Origin of the sequence: Pseudomonas sp. GD03862, from assembly GCF_029840855.1 — a bacterium.
Taxonomy (GTDB): Bacteria; Pseudomonadota; Gammaproteobacteria; order Pseudomonadales; family Pseudomonadaceae; genus Aquipseudomonas; species Aquipseudomonas alloputida.
On the sequence record NZ_JAOCDI010000044.1, the window covers coordinates 1 to 24,139 of the forward strand.

General features: G+C 61.7%; 23 protein-coding genes. 14 read left to right on the forward strand and 9 right to left on the reverse strand.

Annotated features, from left to right (window positions below; all coding sequences use genetic code 11):
• From N5D53_RS22570 to zur, 4 genes are all read right to left on the reverse strand, one after another.
• Nucleotides 1-690, reverse strand: a 690-nt coding sequence (locus N5D53_RS22570) for a PA5502 family lipoprotein (RefSeq protein ID WP_279840860.1), incomplete at its 3' end; no start/stop codon positions are given.
• Between the two features lie 126 nt (nucleotides 691-816).
• Nucleotides 817-1,599, reverse strand: coding sequence for a zinc ABC transporter permease subunit ZnuB (znuB, locus tag N5D53_RS22575; RefSeq protein WP_004575255.1), 783 nt, complete (start codon nucleotides 1,597-1,599; stop codon nucleotides 817-819).
• Entirely contained in the window at nucleotides 1,592-2,365 is a 774-nt protein-coding gene (gene znuC, locus N5D53_RS22580; protein ID WP_010951517.1) for a zinc ABC transporter ATP-binding protein ZnuC, read from the reverse strand. The genes znuB and znuC overlap by 8 nt, the downstream gene beginning before the upstream one ends.
• Entirely contained in the window at nucleotides 2,362-2,847 is a 486-nt protein-coding gene (gene zur / locus N5D53_RS22585) for a zinc uptake transcriptional repressor Zur (protein WP_020191160.1), read from the reverse strand. Before zur ends, znuC begins: the two co-directional genes overlap by 4 nt.
• A gap of 66 nt (nucleotides 2,848-2,913) precedes the next feature.
• Between zur and N5D53_RS22590 the strand changes: the two genes are divergently transcribed.
• Nucleotides 2,914-3,822: a zinc ABC transporter substrate-binding protein gene (locus N5D53_RS22590; RefSeq protein ID WP_104960547.1), complete on the forward strand. Its 909-nt coding sequence runs from the start codon at nucleotides 2,914-2,916 to the stop codon at nucleotides 3,820-3,822.
• A gap of 49 nt (nucleotides 3,823-3,871) precedes the next feature.
• Here N5D53_RS22590 and N5D53_RS22595 read toward each other — a convergent pair whose 3' ends face one another.
• Together N5D53_RS22595 and N5D53_RS22600 are read right to left on the reverse strand one after the other, a co-directional pair.
• Complete coding sequence (locus tag N5D53_RS22595; RefSeq protein ID WP_003252998.1) at nucleotides 3,872-4,822, reverse strand: homoserine kinase; 951 nt, start codon at nucleotides 4,820-4,822, stop codon at nucleotides 3,872-3,874.
• A gap of 69 nt (nucleotides 4,823-4,891) precedes the next feature.
• Nucleotides 4,892-5,179 (reverse strand): DUF2782 domain-containing protein, encoded by a 288-nt coding sequence (locus N5D53_RS22600; RefSeq protein ID WP_010951520.1) that lies wholly within the window; start codon nucleotides 5,177-5,179, stop codon nucleotides 4,892-4,894.
• Between the two features lie 75 nt (nucleotides 5,180-5,254).
• Between N5D53_RS22600 and polA the strand changes: the two genes are divergently transcribed.
• On the forward strand, nucleotides 5,255-8,002 hold the full coding sequence (polA, locus tag N5D53_RS22605; protein ID WP_104960548.1) for a DNA polymerase I: 2,748 nt from the start codon (nucleotides 5,255-5,257) through the stop codon (nucleotides 8,000-8,002).
• Nucleotides 8,003-8,539: 537 nt separating this feature from the next.
• On the opposite strand, the gene yihA is transcribed toward polA, so the two are convergent.
• Nucleotides 8,540-9,172, reverse strand: a complete 633-nt coding sequence (gene yihA, locus N5D53_RS22610) for a ribosome biogenesis GTP-binding protein YihA/YsxC (RefSeq protein WP_010951522.1) — start codon at nucleotides 9,170-9,172, stop codon at nucleotides 8,540-8,542.
• Nucleotides 9,173-9,373: 201 nt separating this feature from the next.
• Between yihA and N5D53_RS22615 the strand changes: the two genes are divergently transcribed.
• The 7 genes from N5D53_RS22615 to N5D53_RS22645 all read left to right on the forward strand — a co-directional run bounded on the left by N5D53_RS22615 (nucleotide 9,374) and on the right by N5D53_RS22645 (nucleotide 16,606).
• Nucleotides 9,374-9,676 carry a c-type cytochrome gene (locus N5D53_RS22615; RefSeq protein WP_003252992.1) on the forward strand — a complete coding sequence of 101 codons (303 nt, stop codon included), beginning with the start codon at nucleotides 9,374-9,376 and terminating at the stop codon, nucleotides 9,674-9,676.
• A gap of 31 nt (nucleotides 9,677-9,707) precedes the next feature.
• Nucleotides 9,708-10,325, forward strand: a complete 618-nt coding sequence (locus tag N5D53_RS22620) for a c-type cytochrome (RefSeq protein WP_003252989.1) — start codon at nucleotides 9,708-9,710, stop codon at nucleotides 10,323-10,325.
• A gap of 151 nt (nucleotides 10,326-10,476) precedes the next feature.
• On the forward strand, nucleotides 10,477-11,109 hold the full coding sequence (gene dsbA / locus N5D53_RS22625) for a thiol:disulfide interchange protein DsbA (protein WP_010951523.1): 633 nt from the start codon (nucleotides 10,477-10,479) through the stop codon (nucleotides 11,107-11,109).
• 12 nt (nucleotides 11,110-11,121) lie between these two features.
• A complete protein-coding gene (locus tag N5D53_RS22630) occupies nucleotides 11,122-11,976 on the forward strand; it encodes an endonuclease/exonuclease/phosphatase family protein (protein WP_003252985.1) in 855 nt (284 codons plus the stop codon).
• A gap of 27 nt (nucleotides 11,977-12,003) precedes the next feature.
• Nucleotides 12,004-13,941, forward strand: a complete 1,938-nt coding sequence (locus N5D53_RS22635) for a GGDEF domain-containing protein (protein ID WP_121160904.1) — start codon at nucleotides 12,004-12,006, stop codon at nucleotides 13,939-13,941.
• 73 nt (nucleotides 13,942-14,014) lie between these two features.
• Complete coding sequence (locus tag N5D53_RS22640) at nucleotides 14,015-14,803, forward strand: N-acetylmuramoyl-L-alanine amidase (protein ID WP_104960550.1); 789 nt, start codon at nucleotides 14,015-14,017, stop codon at nucleotides 14,801-14,803.
• 204 nt (nucleotides 14,804-15,007) lie between these two features.
• On the forward strand, nucleotides 15,008-16,606 hold the full coding sequence (locus N5D53_RS22645) for an EAL domain-containing protein (RefSeq protein ID WP_019437393.1): 1,599 nt from the start codon (nucleotides 15,008-15,010) through the stop codon (nucleotides 16,604-16,606).
• A gap of 14 nt (nucleotides 16,607-16,620) precedes the next feature.
• On the opposite strand, the gene N5D53_RS22650 is transcribed toward N5D53_RS22645, so the two are convergent.
• Nucleotides 16,621-18,402: a KinB sensor domain-containing domain gene (locus tag N5D53_RS22650; RefSeq protein ID WP_010951527.1), complete on the reverse strand. Its 1,782-nt coding sequence runs from the start codon at nucleotides 18,400-18,402 to the stop codon at nucleotides 16,621-16,623.
• Nucleotides 18,399-19,745, reverse strand: coding sequence for a sigma-54-dependent response regulator transcription factor AlgB (algB, locus tag N5D53_RS22655; protein WP_014589262.1), 1,347 nt, complete (start codon nucleotides 19,743-19,745; stop codon nucleotides 18,399-18,401). Before algB ends, N5D53_RS22650 begins: the two co-directional genes overlap by 4 nt.
• A 210-nt stretch (nucleotides 19,746-19,955) precedes the next feature.
• On the opposite strand from algB, the gene N5D53_RS22660 reads away from it, so the two are divergent.
• The 5 genes from N5D53_RS22660 to gltP all read left to right on the forward strand — a co-directional run bounded on the left by N5D53_RS22660 (nucleotide 19,956) and on the right by gltP (nucleotide 23,993).
• Nucleotides 19,956-20,777: a BON domain-containing protein gene (locus N5D53_RS22660; RefSeq protein ID WP_020191152.1), complete on the forward strand. Its 822-nt coding sequence runs from the start codon at nucleotides 19,956-19,958 to the stop codon at nucleotides 20,775-20,777.
• Between the two features lie 174 nt (nucleotides 20,778-20,951).
• A complete protein-coding gene (locus N5D53_RS22665) occupies nucleotides 20,952-21,242 on the forward strand; it encodes a hypothetical protein (protein WP_003252968.1) in 291 nt (96 codons plus the stop codon).
• Between the two features lie 43 nt (nucleotides 21,243-21,285).
• Entirely contained in the window at nucleotides 21,286-21,447 is a 162-nt protein-coding gene (locus N5D53_RS22670) for a DUF1328 domain-containing protein (protein WP_003252966.1), read from the forward strand.
• A gap of 2 nt (nucleotides 21,448-21,449) precedes the next feature.
• A complete protein-coding gene (locus tag N5D53_RS22675) occupies nucleotides 21,450-21,920 on the forward strand; it encodes an inhibitor of vertebrate lysozyme family protein (protein WP_014861521.1) in 471 nt (156 codons plus the stop codon).
• 744 nt (nucleotides 21,921-22,664) lie between these two features.
• Nucleotides 22,665-23,993, forward strand: coding sequence for a glutamate/aspartate:proton symporter GltP (gltP, locus tag N5D53_RS22680; RefSeq protein WP_064490882.1), 1,329 nt, complete (start codon nucleotides 22,665-22,667; stop codon nucleotides 23,991-23,993).
• Nucleotides 23,994-24,139 lie beyond the last annotated feature (146 nt).

Consider the following 24,139-nt stretch of genomic DNA (forward strand, 5'->3'; position numbering starts at 1 on the left):
CAGCACCACCTGCGCCGGCAGCGAGCGCTGGATCTGATGCTTCTGCTTCAGCTCGAACCCACTGTCAATCTTGCGCACGCGCTTTTCCAGCAAGGTCTTCAGCCAAGGCGCATCCTCGGTGCGCGGTACCTGGAATACCACCTCACACTGGTAACTCACCACATCGGCGGCAATGTCGTCCAGTTGGCGGCGCAGCGCACGGCTGTCAGTGGTCTTCAAGGCCACCACGGTACTTGGCGCTGTCGGGTCGATGATGCGTGCCTCGGGCTTGGCCTCGGCGGCTTTCAGCGCCGCTTCAGCCTTTTCCAGCTCGGCCTTGCGGGCCTGGGTCACGGCATCCCCGCCGGTGACCGCTGGCGCCTGCGGCATCAGTGCCCGGGCACGGGCCAGCGCGGTAGCTGCCGCGTTTACATCGCCCTTCTGCAGAACGATCTGGCTACGTTGCAGGTAAGCTTCGGCCAGTTGGCGCTGGTATTGCTCCAGGCGTGCATCATCCGGCGACTGGGCCTGCAGTGCAGCAAGCTGGTCTTCGGCGGTAGCCAGCTCATTGCTGGCGATGTTCTGTTGCAACTGCTGCCAGGCATCTGCTTGAGCAGGTGCGGTGGCCTGTTCGACCGGCGCATTGGAACAGGCAGCCAGGATCAGGGAAAACGCGGCAACAAGCAGATAACGGGAGGCGAACGGCTTCATTCCTGCGACTCTCTATTTGCGCAAAAAGCGAGCAAGTCTACACCCAGGTGCGCACGCTCGAAAATAGGCCTTACAGACCCTTTACGGGCCGAAGGTTGCAAGGCGTGCCTGCACACGCCTTGCTTTTCAGCGTTTTGGCAGAGCCAGGCTCAGCAAGAATAGCACCGCGGCGCAGACCACGATCGAGGGCCCGGCGGGGGTGTCCTTGAACCAGGACATGGCCAGGCCGCCGCACACTGCGGTGACACCCAGCAGGCTGGCACCCAGGGCCATCTGCTCTGGTGAGCGGGCGTGACGCTGTGCCGCAGCGGCAGGAATGATCAGCAGTGAGGTAATCAGCAACACGCCAACGATTTTCATGGCAACCGCAATCACCACCGCGATCAGCAGCATCAGCGCCATGCGCAAGCCGGCCACGGGCAGGCCTTCTACCATGGCCAGTTCTTCGTGCACGGTAACCGCCAGCAGCGGCCGCCACAGCACAGCGAGCAGCAGCAGGACCAGTGCACTGCCGCCGAGGATCCAGGCCAGGTCGGTGGTGCTGATGGCCAGCAGATCGCCGAACAGGTAAGCCATCAGGTCGATGCGCACATCGTGCATGAAGCTCAGCACCACCAGGCCCAGCGACAAGGTGCTGGGGGCCAGGATACCCAGGAGGGTGTCGGAGGCCAGCGGCTGGCGTTGCTGCAATGTCACCAGCAGAATCGCCAGCAACAGGCAGCCCACGGTTACCGCCAGTGCGGGGCTGACATCCAGGGCAAAGCCCAAGGCCACACCGAGCAGCGCGGCGTGAGACAGGGTGTCGCCAAAATAGGCCATGCGCCGCCATACCACGAAAGAGCCCAGTGGGCCTGCAACCAGTGCCAGGGACAAGCCGGCAAGCAAGGCGTAGAGAAGAAAATCAGCCATGCTTGCAGTGCTCTCCGTGAACATGGGTGCCAGGGGCGACCACCGAGCCATGCAGGTCATGGCTGTGGTCGTGATGGTGGTGGTAGATGGCCAGGCTCGGTGCGGTCTTGCCGAACAGCTCGACGAACGCCGGGTCACCGCTGACTTGCTCAGGGTGGCCCGAGCAGCACACGTGGCGGTTCAGGCACACCACCTGGTCGGTGGCGCTCATGACCAGGTGCAGGTCGTGGGACACCATCAGTACGCCGCAGCCGTGGCGGTCGCGCAGGCGGGTGATGAGGTTGTAAAGCTCGGTCTGGCCGACCACGTCCACACCTTGTACCGGTTCGTCGAGCACCAGCAGCTGGGGTTCGCGCAGCAAGGCGCGGGCCAGCAGCACGCGTTGCATTTCGCCGCCGGAAATAGTCTGGATCGGGCTGTCGATGACCTGCTCGGCGCCCACTTCCTGCAGCGCCGACAAGGCTGCCGCGCGGTCTACGCCGGGCACAAGGCGCAGGAAGCGCAGCACCGACAGCGGTAGCGTGGCATCAACCTGAATCTTCTGCGGCATGTAGCCAATGCGCAGCTTGGGCTTGCGCCATACCTTGCCGCGATGTGGCTTGAGCAGGCCAAGTACGGCGCGCACCAGGGTCGTCTTGCCCGCCCCGTTGGGGCCAATCAGGGTGACGATCTGGCCTGGGGCGACCGACAGGTCGATGCTGTCGAGCACCGCCTCGCCGCCAAAGGTGACGCCGACCTGATCCAGGCGAATCAGGGCGTCGCTCATGCCGCGCTCCGGCAGTTACCGCACAGGCCGACCACTTCCACGGTCTGGGTCTCGACGGTGAAACCCACGCCTTTGGCGCTGTTGATGATGGCCTCGCTGATGCTGCTCTGCTCGAGCTCGATGGCCACATGGCAAGCCCGGCAGATCAGGAACTGGCCTTGGTGCACGTGCTCGGGGTGGCTGCAGCCGATGAAGGCGTTCAGCGATGCGATGCGATGTACCAGGCCGTTTTCCAGCAGGAAGTCCAGCGCGCGGTACACCGTGGGCGGCGCGGCGCGGCGGCCGTCCTGCTCACTGAGCACAGCGAGGATGTCGTAGGCGCCCAGTGGCTTGTGGCTCTGCCACACCAGCTCCAGCACACGGCGGCGCAGGGCTGTCAGGCGCAGGCCCTGGCGGGTGCACAAGGTGTCGGCTTCAGCCAGTGCGCTGTGTACGCAATGGGAGTGGTCGTGAGGACGGTTGGCCAGCGGTGTGATGGACATGGGCAGCGACGGTTCTGGACAGAGACGTTATTATGTTACCTGTTTCTGAAGATTCGAGTATCCACCGTGTCCCGATTCCTGGCTCTGTTTGTCGCTTTCATCGCATTATCCGCGCAGGCCGACGTGCGTGTGCTCACCACTATCAAGCCCTTGCAGCAGATTGCCGCTGCCGTGCAGGAGGGTGTTGGCAGCCCTGACGTGCTGCTGCCGCCCGGCGCTTCACCCCACCACTATGCGCTGCGTCCCTCCGACGTGCGGCGGGTAGGCGATGCCGACCTGCTGTACTGGATCGGCCCGGACATGGAGAACTTCCTTGCGCGTGTGCTGGGAAGCCGCAGCAAGGCCACAGTGGCTGTGCAGTCGCTGCCGGGCATGAAGCTGCGCCACTTTGGCGAGGACAGCCATTCCCATGAGGAAGAAGACCATGACGATCATGACCACGATCACCGCCCAGGCAGCCTGGATGCGCATTTGTGGCTATCGTCGGTCAATGCGCGAGTAATCGCGGCAAAAATGGCAGCTGACCTGGCCCAGGTCGACCCGGCCAATGCGGCTCGCTATCAGAGCAACCTGAAGGCCTTCGATGAACGCCTGGATGCGTTGGATGGGCGTATCAAGGCGCGCGTGACCGGTATTGCCGGCAAGCCGTACTTCGTCTTCCACGAAGCCTTCGACTATTTTGAAGCTGAATATGGCTTGAAGCACGCGGGCGTGTTCAGCGTGGCATCCGAGGTGCAGCCTGGGGCGCAACATGTGGCGGCCATGCGCAAGCGTCTTCAGGAAGTGGGCAAGACCTGCGTGTTCAGCGAGCCACCACTGCGGCCGCGATTGGCCGAGACCCTGACTGCCGGGTTGCCGGTTCGCCTGGCCGAGCTGGATGCCTTGGGTGGCACCGATCCGGTGGATGGCAAAGGGTATGAGCGCTTGCTGGAGAAGCTGGGCGGTGACCTGGCAGGCTGCCTGGAGCAGTTGTAAGCCTGTACCGGCCCCTTCGCGGGCGTGCCCGCGAAGAAGCAGGCGCGGTCTACAGCGCGAACGGCAGGTGCAAAGCCACCTGCTGGCGCTGCGCCAGACGCACTTCGAACTCGCTCGGATCGTGGATCATCACATCCATCCCGGCGAACGACTCGGCCGCAATCAGGCGCGACAGCCAGAAACGCACGCAGCCTACCCTCAACATTTCCGGCCACAGCTCGGCTTCGGCTGCAGTGAACGGCCGCAGCGCCGCGTAGGCTGCCAGCAGTGCCTGGGCGCGTGGCACATCCACCGCTCCCTGCTCATCCAGGCACCAGTCGTTCACGGTGATGGCGATGTCATACAGCATCGGCCCGGAGCAGGCATTGTAGAAGTCGATCACGCCGGTCAGGTGGGTGCCTTCGAACATCACGTTGTCGCGGAACAGGTCGGCATGCAGGTTGGCCCGCGGCAAGGCCAGGATCTGCGCCTTGTGTGCGCTGATTTCGTCCAGCGCTGGCTGCAGCAATGCGGCTTGCTCCGCAGTCAGGCGTGGCAGTAGCTCGGCACCCGAGGCCAGCATCCAGTCCAGGCCGCGGTCGGTGCGGCGCTCGATGATGTGCTCGCGGGTGGCCAGGTGAATGTGTGCCAGTAGTTCGCCGACCTGGGCGCAGTGCTGGTTGTTGGGTGCCTTGATGTGTTTGCCCGACAGCCTGGGCTGCAGCAATGCCGGCTTGCCGCACAGCTCGCGCAGGCCGTTGCCGTCGCGATCACGAATGGCATAGGGCACCGGCATGTCGGCACCGTGCAGGGTATCGAGCAGCTCGATGAAGAACGGCATGTCCTCGCTGGGCCCACGCTCGATCAGCGTCAGGACGAACTCCCCCTGTTCGAGGCTGACGAAGAAATTGCTGTTCTCGGTACCGGCGGCAATGCCCTGGAAGTCGAGCAGACGGCCCAGCTCGTACGGCGCCAGAAAGGTTTCCAGCTCAGGCCGGGTCACGGGGGTGAAGACTGACATGATGAAAAATTGCCCATACGGGCACTTCCGCCGGGAAGTGCCGGGTTGATGTGAACGGTGCGCGTCAGCTTACCACTCGAAGATCTTCCAGGACGGAATCAGCATGTCCGGCTGGTCGGATCGAATGAAATTGGCATCAGTGCCATCAGCGCGTACCAGAAAATAAGGCTTGCCGTTTTTCGGCGTGATCTTGATCGCATACAGGAAGCCGTTCTGCCGGTATTCCTGGATGGTTTTATCGCCTTCCGTGCGAATGGTCACCTCGGGATCGGCCGAGGGGGCGTCGTCCGCCGCCAGGGTGACGACAGGCATGGTTGCCAACAGGCCGAGCAGTAACAGGCGATTGAGTGTGCGCATGATAACCTAGTCCCTTTGTCGTCAATGATTCTGGCTATTCTAGCGCCGGACCCGTCGAAAAGGTTGATTCTGCTCATGAGCCAAGCGCCCCTCGTCCTGGTGGACGGTTCCTCCTACCTTTATCGCGCCTTCCACGCGCTGCCACCGCTGACCACCTCCAAGGGCATGCCGACCGGCGCGGTGAAGGGTGTGCTGAACATGCTCAAGAGCCTGCGCAAGCAATACCCCGACAGCCTCTTCGCCGTGGTGTTCGACGCCAAGGGCGGCACTTTCCGCGATGCCATGTTCGCCGAGTACAAGGCCAACCGCCCCAGCATGCCGGACGACCTGCGGGTACAGATCGAGCCGCTGCACGCCAGCGTCAAGGCGCTGGGCTACCCGCTGCTGTGCGTGGAGGGCGTCGAGGCTGACGACGTGATCGGCACCCTGGCGCGCAGCAGCGCCGCCCTGGGTCGCCCGGTGATCATCTCGACCGGTGACAAGGACATGGCGCAGCTGGTGGACGGGCACATTACCTTGGTCAACACCATGACCGGAAGCGTGCTGGACGTGGCTGGCGTGCACGAGAAATTCGGCGTCGGCCCGGAACACATCATCGACTTCCTGGCCCTGATGGGTGACAAGGTCGACAACATCCCCGGCGTGCCGGGTGTGGGCGAAAAAACGGCGGTGGGGCTGCTGACCGGTATCGGCGGCGGTCTCAGCGACCTTTACGCCAACCTGGACAAGGTGCCAGCGCTGGCCATTCGCGGCGCCAAGACCTTGCCGGCCAAGCTGGAGGAGCACCGCGACGCGGCATTCCTGTCCTACGAGCTGGCCACCATCAAGGTTGACGTGCCGCTGGATGTGGAGGTCGAGGCGCTGGTGTGCGGTGAACCTGACCGCGAGGCGTTGCTGGCGTTGTACACCGAGATGGAGTTCAAGAGCTGGGTCGCCGAAGTGCAGCGCGATGCGGCCAAGGCTGGTGATGATGTCGCCCCGGCCGTGGAGCCTGCGGCCAAGATCGAGCCCAAATACGAAACCATTCTCGACCAGGCCCGTTTCGACGCCTGGCTGGAGAAGCTGCGCCAGGCACCGCTATTTGCCTTCGACACCGAGACCACCGGCCTGGACGCCCAGCAGGCGCAGTTGGTCGGCCTGTCCTTCGCAGTCGAGCCGCATGAAGCGGCCTATGTGCCGCTGGCCCACGATTACGAAGGCGCGCCGGCCCAGCTGGACCGCGAGGCCGTGCTGCTGGCGCTGAAGCCACTGCTGGAGGACCCGGCCAAGGCCAAGGTCGGGCAGAACGCCAAGTACGACATCAACATCCTCGCCAATGGCTCCCCCGCCATCGAGATGCGCGGCGTGGCCTACGACACCATGCTCGAATCGTACGTGCTGAACTCCACCGCCACCCGTCATGACATGGACAGCCTGGCGCAGAAGTACCTCGACCACACCACGATCGCCTTCGAGGACATCGCCGGCAAGGGTGCCAAGCAGCTTACCTTCAACCAGATCAACCTGGACAAGGCCGGCCCCTACGCCGCCGAAGACGCCGACATCACCCTGCGCCTGCACCATGCATTGCAGGCCCGCCTGGCACAGACGCCGAGCGTGCAACCGGTGCTGATGGATATCGAGATGCCGCTGGTGCCGGTGCTGGCCAGGATCGAGCGCCAGGGTGCGTTGGTCGATGCCGAGCTGTTGAAAGTACAGAGCGGTGAGCTGGGCGTGAAGATGGCTGAGCTGGAGCTGCGTGCCTACGAGCTCGCCGGTGAGACGTTCAACCTCGGCTCGCCCAAGCAGCTGGGCACGATTCTTTACGACAAGCTGGGCATGCCGGTGCTGAGCAAGACCGCCAAGGGCCAGCCATCCACCGCCGAAGCAGTGCTCGACGAACTGGCCGAACAAGGCTACCCGCTGCCAGAGGTGCTGATGCAGTACCGCAGCCTGAGCAAGCTCAAGAGCACCTACACCGACAAGTTACCGGGGCAGATCAACCCGCGCACCGGGCGTATCCACACGTCCTACCAGCAGGCCGTGGCGGCCACCGGCCGGTTGTCGTCGAGCGACCCGAACCTGCAGAACATTCCGATCCGCACCGCTGAAGGGCGGCGTATCCGCCAGGCGTTCATCGCCAGTCCGGGTTACAAGCTTCTGGCGGCGGACTATTCACAGATCGAGCTGCGCATCATGGCCCACCTGGCCAAGGACGAAGGCTTGCTGCATGCCTTCCGCAATGACCTGGACGTGCACCGCGCCACAGCAGCCGAAGTGTTCGGTGTGGCCCTGGAAGACGTGACCACCGACCAGCGCCGCAGCGCCAAGGCCATCAACTTCGGCCTGATCTACGGCATGAGCGCCTTTGGCCTGGCCAAGCAGATCGGCGTCGACCGCAAGCAGTCACAGGACTACATCGACCGCTACTTTGCCCGCTACCCAGGCGTGCTGGCCTACATGGAGCGCACCCGCGCCCAGGCGGCCGAGCAAGGCTTTGTCGAAACCCTGTTTGGCCGCCGGCTGTACTTGCCAGACATCAATGCCAAGAACCCTGCCCTGCGCAAGGGCGCCGAGCGCACGGCGATCAACGCCCCGATGCAGGGTACTGCTGCCGACATCATCAAGCGTGCCATGGTCAAGGTAGATAACTGGTTGAGCGAGAGCGGGCTGGATGCCCGGGTGATCCTGCAGGTGCACGACGAACTGGTGCTTGAAGTACGCGAGGACCTGGTGCAGCAGGTGAAAGATGAAATTCGCCAGCACATGAGTCAGGCCGCGCAGCTGGATGTGCCGCTGCTTGTCGAAGCAGGCGTTGGTGCGAATTGGGACGAAGCTCACTGATTGAGCAGGTAAAACTGTGTAGGATCTGCGACGTAGTGACGCGGATCCGAGCACCGCTCAGTGCCGGGGGTGCTTAAGTTTCATGAAACTATCGCAAATAGTTTTATGGGCTTCGGAACTAAACCGGTGAAGCGGAACTCAGAGTAACTGAATGGCTGGTGAAGCCCTTCGATGCTCCTATGTTGTGTTAAGTGTTGGCAGATATCTGGACCCCGCCCTAGCGGTCCGGACTTGGACCCCGAACTTCCCCCTCCCCATACGAAGTCCGGGGTTTTTTTTGCCCGGAATTTGCCGGATGGCTTGTACTGAGCCCCCGTAGGAGCGGGTTTACCCGCGAATGCGATGTCGAATTCACCGCTGCATTCGCGGGTAAACCCGCTCCTACAAGGACCTGCGCCCAATCACCAAAGCGTGTCCAACCCCGATCAGGTGTAGGAGCGGGTTTACCCGCGAATACGGTAGTGGCGGCAACGGTGAACGGCGGGTGGAGAGCAGGCCCGGCCCTTTCGCGGGTAAACCCGGGTCAGGCGCAAACCACTAAACGACCGGCTTGTCTTCCAGTTCCATCCAGTCCGCCAGCACACGGTAGGCGTCTTCCACGCCCAGGCGCTTGGGTGCCGAGAACAGCTGGATGGTCACGCCATCCCCCCAGCCCTTGCGGATTTCCGACTGCACTTTCAGCAATGTGTTCTTGCCCGCGCCGTGGGTCAGCTTGTCGGCCTTGGTCAGCAGGATGTGCATCGGCATGCTGCTGGCCTTGGCCCAGTCGAGCATCATCTTGTCGAAGTCGGTCATCGGGTGACGCACGTCCATCATCAGGATCACGCCACGCAGGCACTCACGGCTGCCCAGGTAGGCTTCCAGGTGTTTCTGCCAGTGCTGCTTGAGCGGAATCGGGACTTTTGCATAACCATAGCCCGGCAGGTCGACCAAACGCCGTTCATCGTCCAGACTGAAGAAATTCAACAGCTGGGTGCGCCCGGGAGTCTTCGAGGTACGCGCCAGGCTGGCATGGGTCAGGGTATTGAGGGCGCTGGATTTGCCGGCGTTGGAACGGCCGGCAAAAGCCACCTCGTAACCCTGGTCGTCCGGGCATTGTTCGACCTTGGCTGCGCTGAGGGCGAATTTGGCTTTCTGGCAGAGGCCGAGGATGGGGTTCTTGACTTGCATGGGATATCCGATGTGGGTGTTGCCTGACTTTGTAGAGCCAAGCCTGGCAAGCGGTGTCGTTTCCGTTTGGATGGCGGAAGTATATAATGCCCCAGTTTTTGTGTGCTCATTCTCCCAGCGAAGGAGAACGGGCATGGGGTGTCGAACAATAGCTCGCGCAACAGAACGCAGCGCGGCCCCCAACCCTGAAGGTCGTTCCGCATGGCGAAATGGCTGCTTGCTGTCGGTATGTTCCTGCCGTTTTTCAGCGCACAGGCTACACAGGATCCCGAGGTGTTGTACAACCGCACGTGTGCGGCCTGTCACACCGGGCAGTTGCCACAGGCACCCAGACGGGGTGACCGGGCAGCATGGGAGCCAAGGCTGGCGCAAGGCATGGATGTACTGGTGAAGCACGTGACCCAGGGTTTCAAGGCTATGCCGCCGCGTGGATTGTGCATGGACTGCAGTGCCGAGGACTACCGTTTGGTCATCCTTTGGATGAGCGGCAGTCCCGATACATAACATTTCACCCTTAGCCGTGTTGGATTAGCTGATGAACAAACTAGTCGTGAGTCTGCTGTTGACCTTGGGTGTCGCTGGTGCGGCCACTGCTGCGCAACCTATCAAAGGCGATGCCGCCGCTGGCCAGGCCAAGACCGCCGTGTGTGGCGCCTGCCACAACCCCGACGGCAACAGCCTGGCACCGAACTTCCCGAAACTGGCCGGCCAAGGCCAGCGCTATCTCGAAAAACAACTTCACGATATCAAGTCGGGCAAGCGTACCGTGCTGGAAATGACCGGCATGCTGGCCGCATTCAGCGACCAGGATCTGGCCGATATCGCCGCCTACTTCTCCAGCCAGAAAGGCAGCGTGGGTGCCGCCGATCCCAAGCTGGTCGAGCGCGGCCGCGCGTTGTTCAATGGCGGCGACCTGGAAAAGGGCATGCCGGCCTGCACTGGCTGCCACTCGCCCAACGGCGCGGGCATCGCCCTGGCCGGCTTCCCGCACCTGGGCGGGCAGCACTCGCAGTACGTGGCCAAGCAGCTCACTGACTTCCGCGAAGGCAACCGCACCAACGATGGCGATGCCATGACCATGCGCACCATCGCTGGCAAGCTGAGCAACCATGACATCGAAGCGTTGGCCAGCTACATCCAGGGCCTGCATTAACTTTCGGTTAATGTTGTAGGTCAATGATGAAAGGGCGGCCGGGCTGCCCTTTTTTCCGTCCGCAGCCGTTACACTACAGAACTCGAGCCCTTCCCGGCCTGTCTCAGTGCAGGTCGCGTCGTGGCGACCCATGACTGCTCAGGAGTAAAGCATGCGTAAACTGATTCTCAGCGCTGCGCTGGTCGCCGCCAGCGTATTCGGTATGACTGCCGTTCAGGCTGCCGAGCCTGTCGCCGGCAAGGAATACATCGAGCTGAGCAACCCTGTTCCGGTTTCCGTGCCTGGCAAGATCGAAGTCGTCGAGCTGTTCTGGTACGGCTGCCCACACTGCTACCACTTCGAGCCGACCATCAACCCTTGGGCTGAAAAGCTGCCGAAGGACGTCAACTTCAAGCGCGTACCGGCCATGTTCGGTGGCCCGTGGGATGCACACGGCCAGATGTTCCTGACCCTCGAAGCCATGGGCGTCGAGCACAAGGTTCATGCTGCGGTGTTCGATGCCATCCAGAACCAGCACAAGCGCCTGACCGACAAGAACGAGATGGCCGACTTCCTCGCCACTCAAGGTGTGGACAAGGACAAGTTCCTCGCCACCTTCGACTCGTTCGCCATCAAGGGCCAGGTCAAACAGGCCAAGGAATTGGCGAAGAAGTATGAGATCACCGGCGTACCGAGCCTGGTCGTCAACGGCAAGTACCGCTTCGACCTGGGGACTGCCGGCGGACCGGAAGGCGTGCTGAATGTCGCCGACCAGCTGATCGACAAGGAGCGCGCTGCCAAGTAGGCGGCGTCACCCATGCCCCGCTTCAGAGCTACGCGTGGCATTGGCCTGCACGAGCCGCAGGTCAACGAGCATCACCTGCAGGCCCCGGGCCTGCCCGAGGATGGCCGTCTGCGGCTGCTCAGTTTCAACATCCAGGTGGGCATCAGCACCGAGCGCTACCGCCATTACCTGACGCGTAGCTGGCAGCACCTGCTGCCGCATAACGGGCGTGCCGGTAACCTGCAGAAGATCGGCAGGCTGCTGGGCGACTTCGACCTGGTGGCCCTGCAGGAAGCCGATGGTGGCAGCCTGCGCTCGGGCTACGTCAACCAGGTCGAACACCTGGCCCACTTGGGGGCCTTCCCCTACTGGTACCAGCAGCTCAACCGCAACCTTGGGCGTTTTGCCCAGCACAGCAACGGTGTGCTCAGCCGCCTGAAGCCGCAACTGCTCGAAGACCATCCGTTGCCTGGCCCGGCCGGGCGTGGCGCGATTCTGGTGCGGTTTGGCGAAGGCGAAGATGCGCTGATAGTGGTGATGATGCACCTGGCATTGGGGGCCAAGACCCGCGCCCTGCAGCTGGGTTATATCCGCGAGCTGATAGGCGGTTACCGTCACCAGGTGCTGATGGGTGACATGAACACCCATGCCACTGACCTGCTGGAGCATTCGCCGCTGCGCGATTTGGGCCTGGTCGCCCCACAAGTCGAGGCCACCTTCCCCAGCTGGCGACCGCAGCGTTGCCTCGATCATATTCTGCTCAGTTCAAGCCTCACGCTGGAGCGTGTCGAGGTGCTGGCGCAGCCAATTTCGGACCACCTTCCCGTTGCTGTCGAGATTCGATTGCCTGATGCATTGACTGTGGATACGCTGCCGGTTTTGAGCTAATTGCCATCACCGTTTGCGGACCCGGGCATGACTGAAGACGCTGAGCGCTGGAAAGAAAAATACCTTAAAAGCATCGAGCAGCAAGAAAAGCTCGAGCGCCGTTGGGATGCCCGTCTTGACCTGCTGCGCCGAGGCCTGGTGCGCAGCACCCTGGCTGCTGAAGGCAGTGACAAGGTGGTAGACGAGTGCATGAAGGAAATGCGCGATGTCATTCGCAGCGACAATATGGACGCCGGCCTCGCTGGCTTGATTCCGCGCCTTGAGAAAGCGGTACTGGATTCCGAACAGCGTCGCGAAACCCGCATGAACCAGGTCAGCGATGCGCTGACCGCACTGGTTGGCCAACTGCAAGGCCTGCCCCTGCCCAGCGATATCTCGCGGCCATTGAAAAAACTGGCGAAGAAGCTCGAGGGCGGGGTTGCCCAGTCACGCGAGCTGCCGCCGCTGTTGGGCGAGTTGAGCGGCTTGCAGGGGCGCGCGCTGTCGGCCCTTGGCAAGCCGAGTGAAGAAGCCCGACCCGGTTTTCTGCAGCGGTTGTTTGGAAGCCGTGAGGAAGATGCACAGGCAGGAGCAGAGCTTGCGCCGGTAGCGTTGCCTGCAGCCGCGGTTGTGCCCCAGGCAGCCGGCAGTGCCGAGCCATTGCGGCACGATGACGTCGATGCGCTACAACCGTTGCCGGCCCCTGCTGCTCCGACTGCCGAGGTGGCCGAAGCGCCCGAGCTTGAGCTGGAGGCATTTGGCCCGGCGCTGATCGAAACGGCCGAAATGCCGCCAGCCCCGTTGCCAAGGGACAAGGCGCCATTGCCGGAAGCTGAAGTTTCCGCCAGCGAGCCGTTGGCAGAGGCAGAACCCTTACAAGCCCTTGAAGAAACCTTTGGTGAAGACGGCCCCTATGCCCTGCCCTACGCAGTGGAGCCCCCTTACAGCCAGGTTGCCGCGCACATCGAGCAGACCCTGATCGGTCTGCTCGATGACCTCAGCCTGCCCGAGCGACACAAGGCTCAGGCGCAGGAAATGCGCGAGCGGGTTGCTCGCGGCTTGAACTGGTATGAATTGATCCCGGTGTTGGATGACTTGGCAGTACTCATGCTGGCGATCACCGACAGCGGTCAGCACGAATTCGAAACCTACCTGCAGCAGCTCAATGAACGCCTGGAAGGTTTCCAGAGCCACCTGCACGAGGCCAGCGCCGGCCACGCGGACAACAGCACCGCTGCCCGCGAGCTGGATAGCCAACTGCGTGAGCACGTCGACGGCCTGCAGAGCAGCGTGCAAGGTGCCGCCGATGTAGACAGCCTCAAGCACATTCTGGAAAACCGCCTGGAAGGCTTGCTGGTGACGATGGACGAACACAAGCACGAGCGTGATCGCCGCGAGCAGGAACTGGCCGGTCGCCTGCAAGGCTTGTCGGAGCGGGTGGCGAGCATGGAGCATGAGGCGCTTGGCTATCGCGAGCACCTGGAAGAACAGCGCCAGAAAGCCCTGCTGGACCCGCTCACCGGCCTGCCCAACCGTGCGGCCTGGAGCGAGCGAGTCGAACGCGAAATGCTTGACTGGCAGGAAAACGGCGGCCATCTGGCGATGGCGATTCTTGACCTGGACCATTTCAAACGTATCAACGACAACTATGGTCATCTGGCTGGGGACAAGGTCCTCAAGATCGTGGCCGACCAGTTGCGCAAGCGTCTGCGGGGCCGGGATTTCATCGCCCGTTTTGGCGGCGAGGAATTCGTCTTGCTGCTGCCGCAGACTACGCCCGCAGTCGCTGCGCAAGTGGCCGAGGTGTTGCGTGCCACAGTCGAAGCCTGCCCATTCCACTTCAAGGGAGAACGGGTGGTGATCACCACCTCCATCGGCCTGGGTGCATTCCGTTCTGGCGAACGCAGCGACCAGGTGCTCAAACGGGCCGATGCAGCGCTGTACCGGGCAAAGGAGCTGGGGCGTAATCGCGTCGAGCATGGCTAGCCAGCCGCTGTCCGGCAGGCACAGCGCAGGTGAGCACGTTATACTGTAGCGCTCATACGCTGAGGCCACTGACGTGCTTTCCACGCTTAAAAAAACCCTGATTTCCTTTTTGCTGTTGTCTGTCGCCGGTTGCTCGACGGGCCTGCGTATCGACCGCAGTCACCCTTCGGCCAATCAGGACAACCGCATCCAGTTCGTTGTCCTGCATTACACCAATGCTTCGCTGGAGCGCTCCCTGGCGCTGCTTACCCATGGTGAAGTCAGCAGCCATTACCTGATCGGCGATGGCCCGGCTACTGTGTATCAGCTGGTGGATGAAAACCGTCGCGCCTGGCATGCCGGTGAGAGCCAGTGGCAGGGGCGCACCTGGCTGAACTCCTCGTCCATTGGTATCGAGATCGTCAACCCGGGCTTCACCGACACCCCGAACGGCCGGGTCTGGCACCCTTACAGCGAGGCGCAGGTCCAGGCGCTGATCGCGCTGCTCAAGGACATTGTCAAACGCAACAACATCGAACCACGCCATATCATCGGCCACAGTGACATCGCCCCGCTGCGCAAGCTGGACCCGGGGCCATTGTTCCCGTGGAAGCGCCTGGCCGACGCCGGGCTGGGTATCTGGCCGGATGCCAACGCCGTGGCACGGCAGCAAGCCTACTTCAGCGTCAACCCGCCAAGCGTTGGCTGGTACCAGCAGGAGCTGGCACGGTTTGGCTATCAGATCGAGCAGACCGGCGTGCTGGATGTCGCCACACGTCATGTGATCGCCGCCTTCCAGATGCGCTTCCGCCCGCAGCGCTTCGACGGCATGCCTGATGCGCAGACAGCAGCGATGCTGCAGGTACTAAACCGCATGCGTTGAGTCACGGCGGGCGGGGTCCTTGTTGCAAAGCCTTGCGCTGCGAAGAGGCGAGTTGGGTCGACGCAGTTGTATCGACTTAACGGTCGCATCGCAGCCACAAGGCTGTTTCTACAAAGCGCGTGGGTGGATTGCAGCGAAGCGCCAAACGGTGAGGGTGATTATTGATTCCGTTGCTATACCTTGGTTATCAACTGGATGCCTTCGATGTCAGCCTTCATCGCCTTGCTGCGCCAAATTTTTTACCGTCCCTGGATGCTGGCCACTTTGGCAGCGCTGGCCAGCGCCGCGGTGTTGCTCTCTGCCAGCATCGGCATTGCCCTGCAACAAATGAAACAAAGCGAAAGCGAACAGATGAATGCCCAGGGCGAGCGTTTTCTGGAACGGCTCGAACAGGTGTTCGGCCAATTGCGCGAAGGGGTCGACCTGCTGCAGGCCCAACCCTTGCGCGGCTGCAGCCCGGCAATGCTGGCAGCCTTGCAGCAGGTTGGCCTGAACTCGCGTTTCATCTATGAAGCGGCTTATGTAGATGGCAATGTTGCCTGCTCCAACCGCGGTGATGAGCGAGCGTTCGTTCCCTTGCGGGCGCCAGATATCCAGGGGCCGACGTACAGCTACTGGCTTAACACCACCACCGAGCCGAACGAGAACCTGGCAGCACTGATGCTGGGTCGGGGCAAGTTTCTGGTTTCCACCTCCCGTGGGCATTTGACCGATGTGGTGGACCTGCCCCCAGGTGGCAGCCTGGTGGTGGTGCTGGACAACGGCGCCCGGGCCATTCCGGTGCTTGGCCCGCCACAGGTATGGCCACCACCCTCGGCCTGGTCGACCAGCCACAAGTCGCTGTTGGAACTCAGTGATCGGCTGATCTACCGAATGCCGACCAAGTCGCCGGATTACCAGTTGGTGCTGATTGCCCCGAGGGCCAGTCTGCCGTTGAAGATGAACGGCATGCTCTGGTTGCTGTTCCCCGGTAGCGTGCTGGCGGCCTGCTGCATCGGTTGGTTGGTACTGCAGTTGATTCTGCAACGACGGTCGATGAGTTCAGAGTTGCAGAATGCCTTGCGCCGTGGAGAGCTGCAGGTGCTCTACCAGCCAATCATCGAGCTCGACAGCCGGCGCTGTGTGGGCGCCGAGGCCTTGGTGCGCTGGCGCCGCCCGGACGGCACCCTGACCAGCCCGGACCTTTTCATTCCGCTGGCGGAGAATACCGGGCAGATTCGTCAGATCACCGACTTTGTCCTGCAGCGTGTGCTTGAACAGCTAGGACAGCTACTGCGCTCGCACCCCAAGCTATACATATCGATAAACCTGGCGGCCTGCGATGTGATGGTGCCACGTATTGGCCGGGTGGCGGCGCGCTTGCTGGCCTTGCATCGAGTGGCGCCCAGCCAGATTGCCTTCGAGGTGACCGAGCGCGGCCTGATCGACGTGGTGGTCGCCCGTGACAATCTGCAGGCGCTACGTGCCGTGGGGCACCAGGTGCTGATCGACGACTTTGGTACCGGTTATTGCAGCCTGGCCTACCTGCAAACCCTGCCAGTGGACTGCCTGAAGATCGACAAGGCATTCATCGACGCTCTGGGCCACGATGCCGCCAGTAGCGGTGTGGCCCCGCATATCATCCGCATGGCCCATGACTTGCACCTGCGGGTAATTGCCGAAGGAATCGAGTTCGAGGACCAGGCGGTGCTGCTGAACAGCGAGGGGGTCAATTATGGCCAGGGCTGGTTGTTTGCCCGGCCGCTGAACGCCCGGCAGTTTGCCGAGTTGGTGACTCGTGGGCACCTGCCGCGGCGGGTGTAGGCGCGTTGAAGCAATCAGACCGGCAACGCCATGTAGAACTGGGTCCCCTGCCCCGGCCGCGAAAACACGCCCATGCGCCCTCCGTGCAGTTGCACAATTTCCTTGCACAGCGCGAGCCCCAGCCCAGCGCCGCCTTTCTTGCGACCTACCTGCACGAAAGGCTCGAAGATGCGCGCTTGTTGCCCATAGGAAATGCCCTCTCCGTTGTCCTCGACGCTGATGATCACCCGTTCTGCATGCCGTCTGGCATGCAGGCGGATGCGCCCGCCGTTGGCGGTATGGCGGATGGCGTTGTGCAGCAGGTTGTCCAGCACCCGGTCCAACTGGGCGACGTCGGCCTGGATGCGCGGTAGCGGCGGGTCCAGTTCCTTGATCAACTCGATCTGCTTGTGCGCGGCCTGTTCGGCAAAGCGCGATTGCGCGTGGTCCAGCAGGTCGTCGATGGCACAGGGGGCCAGCTCGAGCTTTTGCAAACCGCTCTGATAACGGGAGAAGTTGAGCAGGTCGTTGATCAGTTGGGTAAGACGCTGCATTTCTTCGCCGATGGTTTCCAGCAGGTCGTTCTCGCGGGCTTCGGGCGGGAACTTGACCCGCTCGCGCAGCAGGCCGAAGGCCATGTGCATGCCGGTCACCGGGGTACGCAGTTCGTGGGAGGCGCGCAGCACGAATTCGCTGCGCACCCGCTCGAAGGCCCTTTGCTCGGTCACATCGTGCAGCACCATCACCGCGCCGAGGATTGGTCCCTGCGGGTGGCTGACCGGGGTCAGGCTGTAGGTGAGCAGACGTGATTCTTCATCGACCTCCATGTTCAGGTCGTCCGGTGGCCGGTCGAGGCTGCCCCCGCGCAGAACCTGGCGCAGTTGTTGCTCAAGCTCGGGGCGCTGCAGGGCTTCGACCAGGCTGCTGCCCAAGCGGCTGTCGTTCCAGCCCAGCTGGCGCTGCGCCACCGGGTTGAGGTGCTCGAGGCGGCCCTGACGGTCGATGATCAGCAGGCCGTCGTCGATGCTGTCGAGTACCGCCTGTAAACGCTGCTGGCCGGCCAGCAGCTCGTCGACGTTGGTGGCCTGGTGCTTGCGCAAGGCATCGGCCATCAGACCAAAACGGCGGGTCAGCTGGTTGAGCTCGGCGGCCTGGGTGACCGGCAAGGTCACATCGAAATTGCCCTTGCCCAACTGGTCGGCCGCCTTGGCCAAGGCTTCGATCGGCTGGCCGAAACGCCGGGCGATGTTGTGCGCGGTGATAAAGCCCAGTACCAACACCACCAACCCCATCAGGCCGAGTACACCACTGACCAGCAAGGCGCGGTCACGGGTGCGTTCCTCGCTACGGGTAATCAGGTCCAATGCCTGCTTGTGGGAATCGATGAGGTCGGTGCGCACCTGATTGAACGCGGCCCCAAGCGGCTGATCGACACCCATGCTGCGAGCGGGTGTGGCGCTGTCGCGATAGGTCTGGAGGAAGGCCTGGTAATTGCTGCTCGCCTTGCTGAAACCGGTGCGCTCACCGCCTTGTTCCAGCCCTTGGTTGAGCAGGTCCTGGAAGTTGTCCTGCAGCAGCCGCAGGCTTTCTGGGGCGGTGTCTTCATCGAGAATCAGCATCAGCTGTTCGCCCAGGTTCTGGCGCAACTTCAGCCCCACTTCCAGGGCATGGGTGGTATCGCGCACCAGTCGCTGTTGCACTGTAGCCATCTGCAGCATGCTGACCAGACCCAGCAGCAGCCCCAGCAACGCCACGGTGACGAGCGTCGAGATGCTGAGGAAAAGCCGCGTACGCAGCTTCATGGGCGGCCATTTCATAGGTTGTACTGCTTGCGCTTGCGGTACAGGGTAGAAGCATCGATGCCCAAGGTCTTGGCGGCTTGGTCGAGGGTATCGCTGGCGGCCAGTACGGCACCGATATGGGCACGCTCCAGCTCATCCAGGCTAAGCGCGGCACCTACGCGCGGGGCATTGCCGGCGGGTTGTTCACCCATGCCCAGGTGGCTGATTTCCACGCGTTCCTGCGGGCAGATGATGCTGGCCCGTTCCACTACGTTGCGCAGTTCGCGAATGTTGCCAGGCCAGCGGTAGTTGAGCAGGGCAGTGCGCGCCTCGTCACTGAAACCGCGGGCGGGCCGGGAGTATTCCTTGACGAAACGGGCGAGGAAGCGGTCGGCCAGGATGAGGATGTCTTCACTGCGCTCGCGCAGCGGGGGCAGGTGCAGGGTAATCACGTTCAAGCGATACAGCAGGTCTTCGCGAAAGCGGCTTTCGCGCACCATCTCTTCAAGGTTGAGGTTGGTGGCAGCCAGGATACGTACATCGGCACGCCGGGTAACCGGGTCGCCGACGCGTTCGTATTCCTTGTCCTGGATGAAACGCAACAGTTTGGGCTGCAAGGTCAGCGGGAAATCGCCGATCTCGTCGAGGAATAGCGTGCCCCCGTCAGCCTGGCTGACCCGCCCGAGGGTGCTTTCGCTGGCGCCGGTGAAGGCGCCGCGGGTATGGCCGAATAGCTCGCTTTCCATCAGCTCGGCGTTAAGCGACGGGCAGTTGATGGTCACGCAGGCTTTGCGTGCACGCTTGCTCCAACCATGGATGGCCCGTGCCAGCTCGCCCTTGCCGGTACCCGATTCGCCAAGGATGAGGATGTTGGCGTCAGTGATGGCGACTTGGCGGGCGGTTTCAAGCACCGCCATCATGGCCGGGCTATGGGAGTCGAGGCCGTCCTTGGGTTTGCGTATTTCACCTTCCAGCGCTTCCAGGCGTGCAGAAAGCTGGCGCACCTCCAGTTGCTTGGCAGTGGCCAGGCGCAACTGGTCGGGGCTGCATGGCTTGACCAAGTAGTCGGCAGCGCCGGCCTGGATTGCGTCTACTGCGGTGTCGATCGCCGAGTGTGCGGTGACGATCACCACCCGCATCCACGGGGCCTGGATACGCATCTGTGCCAGCACGTCGAGGCCGTTGTCTTCACCCAGGCGCAAATCGAGGAAGCATAGGTCGAACACCTGGCGTTGCAGTAGGGTTTCTGCCTGGGCGGCGCTGTTCGCCGTGGCCACGCTGTAGCCCTCGTCTTCCAGGCAGTAGCGGAACGTGCGCAGGATCGCGGACTCGTCATCCACCAGCAGAATTCGGCCTTGGTTGTCCTGGGCTGATTCCATTTCCTGTGCTCCTTAGGGAAAGATCTTTATTTAGTGTGGGAAAAATCGGGCAAGTTGCATGGTCAATTCTGAAGGATTCTGTCCTTTGCATGCTAGCCAGTGGCCAAACGATGTCTACAAGCCGTGATTCTTCAATGATTTGCTTAGAGGCACGCGCTGGCACATTGGTTGCGATGATTTTCAGATTTTGCCCACGAAGGAGGCGCTGTCATGCCCTTTTCCCTGCGTACAGCCGTTTTGGCCGCCACCCTGCTGCCAATCTTTACCCCGGCATTCGCCGACCCTGTGCAGGACGCGCGCCTGGAAGGCGCCCTGCAAACCGCCTTGTCACTGAACCGCATGCTTGATTCATTTCGCATCAAGGTTGAAGTGGACGGCAAGCAGGCGCGGCTTTCCGGTGAGGTGGAGAACGAGGTCGAGCGGCAGCTGGCCGAGGACGTGGCCCGTGCTACCCGGGGCATCGAACAGGTAGAGAACCTGCTGCAACTCAATGCCCAACTGGTGGAGCGTCCGCAGGAGCTGCGTGCCTACGCCCAGCGCCTGGAGGACGTGACCCTGGCGGCGGTGATCCGTGCTCGGCTGTTGTGGAGCCGTACCACCGAAAAGGCACCTATAGAAGTACAGAGCAGCGAGGGTGTGGTGACGTTGCGTGGCAAGGTCGACAGTGCCGAAGCCAAGGAGCTGGCGGGCGTGGTAGCGCGTACCACCGACGGCGTGTACCTGGTCAACAACCTGGTCAGCCTCGATACCGCCGCCATGGCCAAGGCGCGGGAAACACCGGCGGGCGCGCCAATCGGGCCGCAGCCAAGCGACAGCTGGATCGTCGACAAGATCCAGAGCAGTTATCGCTTCAGCCGCAACCTCGATGGCCTGAACCTGAAGGTGGCCAGCGAAGCAGGCATGGTGCGGCTCTCGGGCGAGGTGGTCAGCGCGGAGCAGAAAACCATCGCCGTGGAGATCGCGCGGCAGATCATCGGCGTACGGGGCGTGGATGCTGACCTGCTGAAAGTCGCGACCAAGGTGGAAGGCTGATCGTGCAATTCGCACGACCACACAGGCGTCATCGTGCAGGATACGTCCTCACGGTGTCTTTTAATAATCACTAACTAGTTGATTTGTAAGGGTTTTATTTAAATCAAAAGGCTGGCATGCAGGCTGCAATTACCTGTTCAGGTTTGAACAAAAAATACAGCAGGAGGAGCCAGCATGAACCGCCAATCCGTCAACCGCTCGCAGAGCGCTGCACTGCCTTTGCGCCAGATGCTGACACTCGGCATGGCGATGCTGCTGACCTTGGCCGCTGGCCTCTTCTATTACAGCTTGCAGACGGCGCGTCTGGCTGAGCAGGTGGCGGCTCAGACTGCCCTGTTGACGCAAATTCAGGCAACTCGTGCCAACACCTTGGTCAAGGCCGCTGACTGGCAGCCCGCTGGCCAGGCCATTGCCTCACCGGCCACTGTGGAAAAAGTTGTTCCCCAGGAACGCTGGGTTTTTTGACCAGGCGGCCGGATCGATTCCGCAAAAAGAAAGGAGAACTACCATGCTGAGTTGGGCTATCACTTTCCTCATCATCGCCATTGTCGCCGCTGTACTGGGCTTCGGTGGTATCGCGGGCGCTGCTACAGGTATCGCCAAGATCCTGTTCATTGTCTTCCTGGTGTTGTTTGTAGCCTCCTTCTTCTTTGGACGCGGACGAGGTTGAAGATGAGCAGGAAGCTTCGTTCAGCCGTGGTCGCCGCCCTGTTGCTGGGCGGCAGCGCGGCGGCCATGGCGGCCAATGACGGCCAGGTTCGGGTCGACCAACTGCTCGGCTCCGACCCGGAGTACCGGGAAACCTGGCAGGACACCCTCGAAGGCGAGGAACGCCTGCCCGATTGGGTGGTCAATCTGACCGGCAGTGCCCAGCAGCAGATGTCTGCCGTTACTGAGGACGGCGACAAGTACCTGGTCGGCCCGCTGTGCGAAAAACAGGACAATTGCACCTACAAGCGGCTGATCGTGGCGTTCAGCTGGGACAAGGATGATGCCTACGGGATGCTCGTCGAGGTGCCCGAAGGTTTGCCGAGCGACAAGTCGCCCACCCGTCATGCGCAGTACCGCTGGCTGGGCGAACCTGACGACGGCATGAAGGCAATGCTGCAGGAGCAGCTCAAGCGTGACCCGAACTGGTACTGAGCATGGTTGCCGGTACGGATAAAAGGTCACTCACTGTCACGTAATAGAAGCTGAAGCTTTCTATAGTTCAGCCTTCTATGATGCGCCGCCCCGAGGAGGGGTAGCACATGACCAAGGGGTCGGGCTGCTCTGATTGTTACAGGACCGGAGTGGCCTAGGGGTACAGGGAGTGCCTCCAGTAATGGGCCGGGTCAGGAAAGGCGGAATCGGAAGTCTCAGGTCGGCGGTGTCACAGGGATACCTTGCCAGACCTGACTTCCGAGGAGCCATGTAGGAAACGTCGCCTCTCTTGCGCGTTTTTTCCCCTGGGACACATTTTGTCTCGACCGTACATCAATTTTTTTTCGACCTTCCTGGCGCTGCTACAAGTGGCATTTCCGCCATTCGGATTGTCGAACAGGCCATCTTTCGTGTCCTATCTGTCCCGCCAAATCTGCCGAAATATGGCGGTTTGGTCTTGTTCGGGATTCCGAATGTTATAAATCAAGCACTTGCGAAGCTGCCGGCTAGGTCGAAAACAGTATGCATAAACGGCATGGGCTATGCATTTCAGGCATTAGCTTTCGCCCCTTGCCGTCGCAATAGTTGCCGCCTTTTTCGCTGGCCAGAGCGCCCTGTCGCTCGCCTGCGGTGTCCTTACATGACGTCGCCTGACGGAAGTCCTTACTGCTCGTGACCTTGCCTATGGCTCTGTTACGCGTGTTTCCGCCAGGTGCCATGACCACTAAAACAAAGGGTAAAGACATGAAGAAGGCAAAACTGAGCCTCGCCTGGCAGATCGTTATCGGTCTGGTCCTGGGTGTTGCAATCGGCGCGCTACTGAATCATTTCAGTGCAGAAAAGGCATGGTGGATCAGCAACGTCCTTCAGCCCGCTGGTGACATCTTCATCCGCCTGATCAAGATGATCGTCGTCCCGATCGTGATTTCGTCGCTGATCGTGGGCATCGCCGGTGTTGGCGACGCGAAGAAGCTGGGCAGCATCGGCCTGAAGACCATCATCTACTTCGAAGTGGTGACCACGATCGCCATCGTCGTAGGCCTGGTGCTGGCCAACCTGTTCCATCCGGGTGCCGGCATCGACATGAGCACCCTGGGCACTGTGGATATCTCCAAGTACCAGGCGACAGCGGCCGAAGTGCAACATGAGCACGCGTTCATCGAAACCCTACTCAACCTGATTCCGTCGAACATCTTCGCAGCGCTGATGCGTGGCGAAATGCTGCCGATCATCTTCTTCTCGGTGATGTTCGGCCTGGGTCTGTCGAGCCTGCAGGCAGAGCTGCGTGACCCGCTGGTGCGTACCTTCCAGGCTGTTTCGGAGACCATGTTCAAGGTCACCCACATGATCATGAACTACGCCCCGATCGGCGTGTTCGCCCTGATTGCGGTGACCGTGGCCAACTTCGGTTTCAGCTCGCTGCTGCCGCTGGCCAAGCTGGTTGTGCTGGTGTACTTCGCCATCGCCTTCTTCGCCTTCATGGTACTGGGCCTGGTTGCCCGCCTGTTCGGCTTCTCGGTGATCAAGATCATGCGCATCATGAAAGATGAGCTGATCCTGGCCTACTCCACCTCCAGTTCGGAAACCGTGCTGCCGCGGGTGATCGAGAAGATGGAGAAGTACGGCGCGCCGAAGTCGATCTGCTCGTTCGTGGTACCGACCGGCTATTCGTTCAACCTCGACGGTTCGACCCTGTACCAGAGCATCGCGGCGATCTTCATTGCCCAGTTGTACGGTATCGACCTGTCGTGGAGCCAGCAGCTGCTGCTGGTGCTGACCCTGATGGTCACTTCCAAAGGTATCGCGGGTGTGCCGGGCGTATCGTTCGTGGTACTGCTGGCCACCTTGGGCAGCGTGGGCATTCCGCTGGAAGGCCTGGCCTTCATCGCGGGCGTGGACCGCATCATGGACATGGCCCGTACTGCACTGAACGTTGTGGGCAACGCCTTGGCTGCATTGGTCATTGCTCGCTGGGAAGGCATGTACGACGCGGTCAAGGGCGAGCAGTACTACGCCTCGCTGATGGCCGAGAAGCAGGGAGCTGCAGTGGTTGGCGAAACCGCCAAGCGCTGAGCCTGATGGCTGTTTGACCAAGAGCCCCGACTTGTCGGGGCTTTTTGCTATCTGCGAGAACCTGGGCCTCTAGTGGCAGCGACAGTCTTGCTCGAACGCTGAGGGGGCGCGCAGTCTTAAGGGTTATACAGTCCCTGTGTCAGGCC